General features: G+C 67.5%; 5 protein-coding genes. 1 reads left to right on the forward strand and 4 read right to left on the reverse strand.

Annotation, left to right across the window (positions count from 1 at the left end; genetic code table 11):
- Positions 1-507: 507 nt before the first annotated feature.
- The gene (locus tag VFE05_01565) at positions 508-1,767 is read right to left on the reverse strand and encodes a hypothetical protein (GenBank protein ID HET6228733.1); all 1,260 of its coding nucleotides are present in this window, start codon (positions 1,765-1,767) and stop codon (positions 508-510) included.
- 430 nt (positions 1,768-2,197) lie between these two features.
- The gene (locus VFE05_01570; protein ID HET6228734.1) at positions 2,198-3,307 is read right to left on the reverse strand and encodes an SPFH domain-containing protein; all 1,110 of its coding nucleotides are present in this window, start codon (positions 3,305-3,307) and stop codon (positions 2,198-2,200) included.
- Between the two features lie 512 nt (positions 3,308-3,819).
- On the opposite strand from VFE05_01570, the gene VFE05_01575 reads away from it, so the two are divergent.
- The gene (locus VFE05_01575) at positions 3,820-4,680 is read left to right on the forward strand and encodes a hypothetical protein (protein ID HET6228735.1); all 861 of its coding nucleotides are present in this window, start codon (positions 3,820-3,822) and stop codon (positions 4,678-4,680) included.
- Between the two features lie 267 nt (positions 4,681-4,947).
- Here the strand turns inward: VFE05_01575 and VFE05_01580 are convergent, their stop codons facing one another.
- Entirely contained in the window at positions 4,948-6,054 is a 1,107-nt protein-coding gene (locus VFE05_01580) for a M57 family metalloprotease (protein ID HET6228736.1), read from the reverse strand.
- 262 nt (positions 6,055-6,316) lie between these two features.
- The coding region (locus VFE05_01585) for a DUF393 domain-containing protein (GenBank protein ID HET6228737.1) at positions 6,317-6,767 on the reverse strand (451 nt) is incomplete at its 5' end.

A 6,767-nucleotide genomic window follows, 5' to 3' on the forward strand; every position in this document is an offset into this window, starting at 1 on the left:
GAAGCATCGCGGTAACCCTCTTCCGGCGCGCCGGACACCAGTCCCTGACCCGTGCTCGACGGTTCTTGGCCCACGACATTCACGCCCTCCTCGGTCTGCTGGAATGAAACAGCCCTGCCCGCAAGCGGGGGAAGGCACGGCCGTTAGCGCATGTCCTGCCTTGGTATGGGTCCAGGTTGCCTCCTCCCGGCCGACGCGGTGGCGGCTCGCGTTGCGCGCTGCGTGGGGCGGGTCGAGCGGCAGCTTTGCGGGACGCGAGGAGCCCTCGTCCGAAGGACGACCGCAGTTCATAGCCGGGGGTTTCATACCAATACGGGCGATCAACTGTGCATTGTGCGGTTTGTCTACCGAGCGTTCGCACCGTCTTGCTCCGAAGAATGCACAGTCATTCAACCGGATTGGTATCATACCCCCGGAGCGGCCGCGATCGAGCTAAGCGCGTTGCGATGGGGCCGAGCAATCTCTACATCTCGGCCCGTGGCAGCATCGATCCCCGCCGTCGTTCATCTACGCCGCGATCCGCACCTCAAGCTGTCGTACATCTTCCGTGGCGAAGGTCGCACGCGTCTCGTGCAACCAGCCGTACGTGGTCGTGCTCACCGCGTGGGGGTGGTTGCTCTGGTAGACGAAGAAGACGGTGGCCAGTACGGCGAGGATGAACAGCACCAAGAGCGCGATCTTGACCGGGCTGTACGGCCGCTCGCCCTGGACCTCGCCGGTGCGGGCGTTGACCATGCGGCGGTACACGCGGTCGCGGTGCTTCCACGCGCCGATCCACACCGGCAGCAGCACGTGCTTGAAGCTCACGTCTTCGTACCGCGTGTCCATCGACCCGATTCGCTGCTTGTCGCCGCCGATGTCGCGCTCGATGGCGCCGCGGATCTCCGGGTCCATCGCCACCTTCGCCTGCTCGAAGCCCTGGTCCAGCGGCACGCTGTAGCTCTCCGCCCGGAACCCGCGCAGGTACTCGTCGGAGAACGACACCAGCGCGTCCATGTCCCACGGCTGCAGCGCCGCGGCTTGCTTGGGCGGCAGGGAGCCGCTGGCCATCACCAGCAGGTCGTCGAAGTCCAGGCGCACCGTGCCGCTGGTGGAGTACCACGCCGTGCGCTGCACCTGTCGCGTCTTGGTCTCCGTCTCGCCTTTGTCGTTCGTCTCGGTGTACGCCTCCGTCTCGTAGTAGTGCTCGCCCCGCTGCCCCGTGTAGTGCGTGGTGGTGGCCGCGTCGTACGTCCAGCACGGGACGTAGATGCCGTTCACGCCGCCCTCGCGTCGCGCGTGCGTCTTGAAGTCGTTCGGCGCGAACCACAGTCCCTTCACCCAGTCCTCCAGCAGCCGCTCCGCGTCCGTGCGCGTGACCTTGAACGGCAGCAGCGCACGGGGCCGCACCAGCTTGGCCGAAGCGTCCGCCGCCACCAGCGACGAGGCGCAGAACGGGCAGCTGTCCGCCACCACGTTCTCGGCCAGCGTGGTCTGCGCGCCGCAGCCGGTGCAGCGGGCGGTGGTCACCTCGTGCAGGTTCTCCGGCGCCTCGGCCGCGCGCGCCAGCCACTCGCGGAAGTCCAGCTCCTCCACGGCGGCGGCCACCGGCTCGGCGCCGCCCGTCACCGGCGTCTTCACGCCGCAGTACGGGCACAGCAGCTCGCTGTCGCCGGGGCTGTACTCCAGGCCCGCGCCGCAGCCCGCGCACGGCAGGCTGCCGGTGGAGACTGCCGAAGGAACGGGCGGAACGGCGGAATGCGCGTCGGAGTGGAGTTGGTCGCTCACGTGTGGTGCGGTGCGGAGGTTTCTGGACGTGTGACGCCACGACGGGCGTCGGAGGGAAGGGAGATGCGGTCGCGGGGACGCCGGCTCGGCGCCCCCGCTGTTCCTTCGTGCCGGGAGATGCGCATCCGCCGGTTCGCCCGCGGGCCGCACATCTCCCGTCTTCGCTCCGCGGATGCTCATCGGAGCCGCGCAACGGCCGAGATGACGTAGATGCAGTCCTTCACGCGAGATGCGCAGCTCCAGGCGAGCGTGCAGATACGCATCTCCCGACGTGTGTCCCGCGCCGATCGGCAGATGCGCATCCACTCGACGGTCGGGTGGATGCGCATCTCACGTCCGACCTCTCCAGCGTTACGGTAGATGCCATCCCGCCGGTCCGACCATCCGCCGGTCACCGTTTCCTGCGGCGACGTGGCGGATGCGCGGCGGGTCAGGACGGGAGCGGCGGCGGGACGGAGGCGAAGAGCTGCGACAGCTCGGTGACCTCGCCCGCGGGCGTCCAGCCGCTCATGCCCTCGCGCCACACGAGCGTGCCGCGCGTGAGGCCGCCGCCCTGCGCCTGCTGGCGGAGCGCGTCCATGCCGTGCGGGCCGCTCTGCTTGCCGTCTTCCGCGACGAAGAAGGCGGCGCCCTGCTGCGGCAGCGGCGGCGGGCCGCCCTGCTGCTGCGGCTGCTGCTGGCCGGCCGTGTACGCCTGCCCCATCTGGTTCGCCATCGCGAAGCCCATCCCCAGGCCCATGCCGCTCGCCGCCGCGCCGCCGGGGTTGTTGGCCGCAGCCTCGAGCGACTGCGCCGTCTGGAACTGCGTGTAGGCGTTTAGGTTGCCGATCACGCCCATGCTGCTGCGCTTGTCCAACGCACGCTCCACCTCTTCGGGCAGCGAGATGTTCTCCACGAGGATCTTGGTGACCTCGATGCCGTATCCCGCGAACTCGGGCGACACCTTGCCCGCCAGCAGCGCCCCGATTTCGTCGTAGCTGCCCGCCAGGTCCAGCACGGGAATCTTGCCCTCCCCGATCGCATCCGCGAAGCGGGACACGATCAGGTTGCGAAGCTGCTCGGTGATCTCACCGGTGGTGAACTGCGCGTTCGTGCCCACGATCTCGCAGATGAAGCGCGCCGGCTCCTTCACGCGCAGCGCATACGTGCCGAACGCGCGCAGCCGCACCGGCCCGAACTCCGCGTCGCGCAGCATGATGGGGTTCTTGGTGCCCCACTTCTGGTCGGTGAACTGGCGCGTGGAGACGAAGTAGACCTCGGCCTTGAACGGGCTGTCGAAGCCGTACTTCCAGCCGCGCAGGGTGGAGAGGAGCGGCAGGTTCTGCGTGGTGAGCGTGTAGGTGCCGGGCGCGAACACGTCCGCGATCTGGCCCTCGTTCACGAACACGGCCGCCTGGCCGGGCCGCACGATGAGCTGCGCGCCGTTCTTGATCTCGTTGTCGTGCCGCTCGAAGCGGTGCACCATCGTGTTGCTCGACGCGTCGAGCCACTCTACGATGTCGATCAGCTCGCTCTTGATGAAGCCGTTCCAGAACGCCATGGCGGTGCTCTCCTTGGGTGCCCGTGTGTGCCGCGGCTGCTGCCACTCTATCTACCGTCCGCCGGACCGAAAGGCAACGGTCCAGCCGCTCGCCCTCCCTTGTGCCGGGGGCGTGGCGTTGTATACGGCGGATGGACGGCGGAGGTTTCCGTCCCGCCGCGCATCTCCCGACCCGCAAAGCAGTTCGGATGGCCGTCGGACGCGCCCGTGGCTGCGCCGGTGGATGCCGAGTTCCGTGTGCGGCACGCCGTCCATCCCCCGTGCTCGGTGCAAACCGGGGCCGTCGATGCGACCGTGGAAGCACCGATCACCGTGCCGCCGAACCCGGAGGACGAGTTCACATCGTTGTTTGAACATCTAAATTGATGCGGGGCCGCCAGATGCGCTCGTGAGGGGCGGATGTAGCAGACGGAACCTCGGTGATCGATGTGACGCGGGGGCGGGGCGGGCCGTCTACAGCCCAGAACGTGGTGCCATGAAACCCCCCGAAGGAGGATGCGACGATGTTCCGGATGAAGACCCTCCCGGCCCTGATGATCGGCTCGCTGGCCCTGGCGGCCTGCGACTCCGGCACGGGCGGCAACACCGGCGCCCAGGTGGCGCTGCGGATGGACGTGCAGCGCGGTGCGTCGGCCAACGTGCTGGGCGGCAGCGCGGTGACGCAGACCGCCCCGGCGGGGTCGCTCGTGCTCACCGGCAGCAACGGCACGCTGACGCTCACCGACGTGCGGGTGATCGTGTCGCGCTTCCAGCTGGGCGACGACTGCGGCCACAGCGGCGCGCACACCGACAAGGGCGGCGACGGCGAGAAGCACGACAGCATCGAGCACGCGGGCAAGGACTGCGGCCAGCAGTTCCGGAGCACGGCCAAGTTCGTGAAGCTGCCCCTGGGCGGCGGCACCGTGGCGCTGGCCGACGACCAGATCCCCGCCGGCACGTACGACCGCCTGAAGCTGAAGGTTGACAACCTGGACCTGGACGACGACGATGATGACGCCACCGAGCACCAGGGCGTCCAGGCGCTGTTCTCCACCATCCGGGGCGAGTTCCCGGACTGGCCGGCCAAGGCCAGCCTGCTGGCGGTGGGCACCTTCACGCCCGCGGCGGGCGGCGCGGCGGTCCCGTTCCGCACCTACTTCTCGGCCGAGCTGCGGACGGACGTGATGCTGGACCCGGCGCTGGTGATCACCGACGATGCGGCGACCAAGACGGTGAGCGTGACCATCGACCCGAGCGCCTGGTTCAAGACGGCCGACGGCAAGGTGCTGAACCTGTCCGCCTTCGACTTCGCGACCACGCACCAGCTCGTCCCGTTCGAGGTGAAGGTGCGCGACGGCATGCACGGCCATCACCACAACGGCCGCGACGACTGACCGATGACCTGCCGGTCCCGGTAAAACGGGCCGGTGTGCGGGGTGGGGTGGGGAGGAGCAGCAAAAGGGTGGCGGCGCAGAACATCGCGCCGTCACCCTTTTGCTGCGTGTATGTCCTGCAAGGGACGTAGACGGCCACGCATTCAGCCACAGCCTTGGCGCGGGCGATGCGGCTATCGGTATCTCGGAGATGCGAGGCGTTCGGCGAGGAGTGGCCGAAGGGGCGGCTCGCACACGCGCTCCGCCCTTTTCAGCCGATTCACCGCCTCAGCAGACGCCCACCTCGGCCTCTTGGTTCGTGGAAGTCGTTCCCGTCGGGAAAACGGCTTCGAGCGAGTAGCCGTAACCGGTTTCCAGCCAGTACCCTGACTCTTGGTCCCAGTGGCACAACGAATTGCCGGTGTAGCTCCACGCCGTGTCGGTCCACGGACTTGTGGCACTGGTGATGGTTCCCGCGTTGCCATAGCCGGTGAACCCCCCGAATTCGTCCTGCCCGTAGGAGATGTAGACTCGCTTGACCACGTAGGTCGCGCCCACGAGCGTGGGCCACGTCAGTACCGGCTGCCCCGAGACGTAGGTTACGGTCAGTGTCGGTGAGGGGAGCGGGTAAAGCGTCCGTATCGCCAATAGGTCGTTCGAGCTGAAGCCGGCCCACTGGTTCGCTGCCGTTGCCCCGTTCATCACCGAACCGGCGTCGCCCCCGCTCCCTGGGGTGCCCGCCACCTGATTGGCACCATCAGGAGCGGCCGATTCACCCAACTGAACCCAGTTGCTGTGGCGTAGACCAAGCGTGTGACCGATCTCGTGCACCATGTTGTGCAGTCGCTGCTGGTTGTTCTGCGAGAAGCCACGGCAGGCGGAGGTGTTCACCGTCACGGCGGCGCCGGGATTCCCTCCGGAGGGCCACGCCGCAACCGCCGCCCAATTCCAGGGGAGACAGCCTAGGCCGAAGCTGATGTCGGCAGGGGTGCCCTCCACGATGCGGACGTAGCTGTTCGGAACCTGGTTCCAGATCCCGAGGGCGGTGCGGGCGGCGTCTTGCCAGTCGGACTCGGCTGCCAATCCCGACAGATCCACGGTGATCTGGTGCACCTTGGGCGAGCCGATCAGCGCATTCGTACTGAACTGGACACGTACATCGGGAGACCGCAGCACTGTAGGCAGTTGTGCCTTGGTCAGGCGGATGTCGCCTTCCACGACGACGTAGTCGCCGAAGTCCTGTACCATGTCGCCACGAAAACCGAGAGCCTCGACGCGACGAGAAAGATCGTCTGGCTTCGGGGAGGAAGGTGCAGTGCTGCTGGAGTCACAGCTTGCGACCGTGGCCAGTGCCAATGTGGCGATAACGTAGCGACAGCGGGAAGATACACGCATGCGGACATCTCCTTTGCAACAGGGTCTGGAGTCCACGCACCGAGCGCGAACGATGGAGTGTCCGTATGCTAATGTCCTAAAATGCGCTAGTCTATAGTCGTGTTCCTGGTGCTCGCGTCGTCCAAACGGGAGGGAATGGTTGCGACAGATGGTTTCACGCGCATGCCGCCGCATGCCCCGCCAGGGGAACTCGGAAAGGCGCTACGGCCTCCATGGTTCATCGTCGACGCGCGGCTGCGAGTGACCGTGTCGCTCGTAGACGCTACGCCGCGTCGCCGAAGTCGACCTTGGTCTCGTGGAGCACGCAGTGCTCGCCGCAGCCGAAGCGGTAGCGGTTGCGGGCGAACCAGCGGTAGAACTTGTCGAAGAGCCAGCCCACCACGGGGACCTTGAACACCCACCCGATCATCCCGCCGCGCGGCAGGATCTCCAGCAGCTGCTCGATGGCCTGGGCGCCCGCCCACGTCTTCCCGCCCGGCCCCACCAGCTGCATCGCCTTCGCGTACTCTTCCGCCGGGATCCACGGGAAGCGCGAGAGGACGGAGGTGTTCTGGAACGGCGTCAGCTCCAGCATGCCGGGCTTGTCCCACGTGCGAAGCACGCCCACCAGGCGGTTGCACACCTTGCACTGGCCGTCGTAGACCACGGTGTACGGGCGGCCCATACCCGCGGCGCTGGCCTGCTCGCCGCCGAAGACGAAGTGCACCACGGGG

The sequence above is a fragment of the Longimicrobiaceae bacterium genome (genome assembly GCA_035696245.1).
GTDB lineage: Bacteria > Gemmatimonadota > Gemmatimonadetes > Longimicrobiales > Longimicrobiaceae > DASRQW01.

Excerpts from the sequence above, each read along its gene's own strand:
- VFE05_01575 (HET6228735.1), top strand. The coding sequence starts at position 3,820 with ATGAAGACCCTCCCGGCCCTGATGATCGGCTCGCTGGCCCTGGCGGCC.
- VFE05_01580 (HET6228736.1), bottom strand. The coding sequence starts at position 6,054 with ATGCGTGTATCTTCCCGCTGTCGCTACGTTATCGCCACATTGGCACTG.
- VFE05_01570 (HET6228734.1), bottom strand. The coding sequence starts at position 3,307 with ATGGCGTTCTGGAACGGCTTCATCAAGAGCGAGCTGATCGACATCGTA.